Below are 1,954 nucleotides of genomic sequence, written 5' to 3' on the forward strand. Positions count from 1 at the left end.
AACAACGATACATGAGACGCAAGCGACTTACAAAACTTTTGTTGTTTTTTTAGACGCTTCGCGAATCATTCGCAAAATCAGATCATCGACGGTGATGCCGTCTGCCTCAGCTGCAAAAGTCGGTACAACGCGGTGGCGAAGCACCGGCAGTGCAAGAGCTTGCACGTCTTCGATGGCAACACTGGGGCGTCCATGAAGCAGCGCTCGCGCCTTCGATGCAAGCACCAATTGTTGGCTGGCGCGTGGCCCTGGTCCCCACTGGATCAGTTCCTTCGCCCACATGGCGCAATTTTCATCTTGCGGACGGACGGTTCGCACCGCATCGAGCACCCAATCTTTGACATGGGGCGGCAGCGGCACGTTGCGGACCGTGTTTTGAAATTGAACGATGTCTTCACCGCTGATCACCGGCTCGACCGTACTTTTGAATGTCGATGTTGTGCGGTCGACGATCTCGGATTCTTCATCGCGACTTGGGTAGCCGACCACGACATGAAACAGAAAACGATCGCGTTGGGCTTCCGGCAGCGGGTAGGTGCCTTCCTGTTCGATCGGGTTCTGAGTGGCCAACACAAAGAAAGGCTCGTTTAGCCGGTACGTGGTGCCCGCCGCAGTCACCTCGTGTTCTTGCATCGCTTCGAGCAGTGCGGCTTGGGTTTTTGGCGGCGTCCGGTTGATTTCGTCCGCCAACAACATTTGAGTGAAGATCGGGCCCCGTTCAAACTTGAATTCGCGTCGTCCCGTGGCCGGGTCTTCTTGAATGATTTCGGTGCCGGTGATGTCGCCAGGCATCAAATCGGGCGTGAACTGGATTCGCCGAAACGACAGCTCCATTGATTCAGCGAGCGTGCGGATCATCAACGTCTTGGCCAGCCCTGGGACACCTTCGAGCAAGCAGTGGCCGCGAGCGAGTATGGCGATCAGCAATTGCTCGATCACCTCGTCTTGCCCTACGACAATCCGGGCGACTTGTTCTCGAACCCGGTTACAGGCATGCACCAACCGTGTGGTGGCGGCGGCGTCGTTCGAAGGCTCAATCGGGGGCGGTTGGACCAAGGCAAGTTTCCTTCTCGCAAGTGGGGATGCAGTCGGCGGGGTGGGACGAGGGAACGTCCGCTGATTATTGTAATCCACCGACAAACCCGATTGTCACGCCAGCGTTACGCATTTTTTCCAGTTTCGCGAGCCACAAAGGACTTCTGAGTACTTTTGCTACCCCAGCGACGTTTCTCTGCGGAGGGGATGCGTTGCGCAGCGGTTTCAAGGCAGCGGTTTCAGGATTGCGCAGCGGTTTCAATTTCAATAGATTCTCCTATCATGGGGAATCGCAGCGGTCACGCCGCTCCCCCCCTCTCTCCGTCTTCCAGCCGTTCTAGGATTCTTTTCTCCCCACGTGATTTTTTATGGCTTCTCTGTTCGTGGTCCGAGGGCGTGATCAAGGAAAACACTTTCAATTGCAGGGAAGTGTCGTCCGAATCGGTCGCGATAAAACCAACACCATCCAATTGTTGGACACCGAAGCGTCACGCGTCCATGCCGAGATTCAATTAGACAAAATAGGCGGTTGTCGGTTGCTTGATTTGGACAGCAGCAATGGCACGTTGGTCAACGGGGTCCCCAAACGGCAACATGATCTCGCCAGTGGTGACCGGATCGAAATCGGTGGGTCGATGATGATCTTTACCGGCACGGGGCAACCGGGCGCCGGTCGATCCGGAGCGATGGAGGCGGCACATGGAGTCGATATCGTTCAGCAAAGTCATCACAACGATGGCAGCCGAATCATTTCTTCGATCTCTCCCTCCTCGGGGACGTTTCGGTCTCGCTTGGACTCGGGATCGATGGAGGGATTGGCGGCACCGCGGACGATCGCGCCGTCGGTGAGCGATGCAGACCGCTCGCTCGAAGTGATGTATTTGACAGCAATCGCGGTGGGGCGGACTGATGATTTGAA

At 56.2% G+C, this 1,954-nt stretch carries 3 protein-coding genes; 1 reads left to right on the forward strand and 2 read right to left on the reverse strand.

The window, feature by feature from the left end:
• Positions 1-27: 27 nt before the first annotated feature.
• Together ABX962_RS35450 and ABX962_RS35455 are read right to left on the reverse strand one after the other, a co-directional pair.
• Positions 28-1,056: an AAA family ATPase gene (locus ABX962_RS35450; protein ID WP_372726365.1), complete on the reverse strand. Its 1,029-nt coding sequence runs from the start codon at positions 1,054-1,056 to the stop codon at positions 28-30.
• A 64-nt stretch (positions 1,057-1,120) separates the two neighbouring features.
• On the reverse strand, positions 1,121-1,303 hold the full coding sequence (locus ABX962_RS35455; RefSeq protein WP_372726366.1) for a hypothetical protein: 183 nt from the start codon (positions 1,301-1,303) through the stop codon (positions 1,121-1,123).
• 100 nt (positions 1,304-1,403) lie between these two features.
• Here ABX962_RS35455 and ABX962_RS35460 point away from each other — a divergent pair.
• Positions 1,404-1,954, forward strand: a 551-nt coding sequence (locus ABX962_RS35460) for an FHA domain-containing protein (protein WP_372726367.1), incomplete at its 3' end; no start/stop codon positions are given.

Origin of the sequence: Novipirellula sp., from assembly GCF_041583735.1 — a bacterium.
Classification (GTDB): Bacteria; Planctomycetota; Planctomycetia; order Pirellulales; family Pirellulaceae; genus Novipirellula.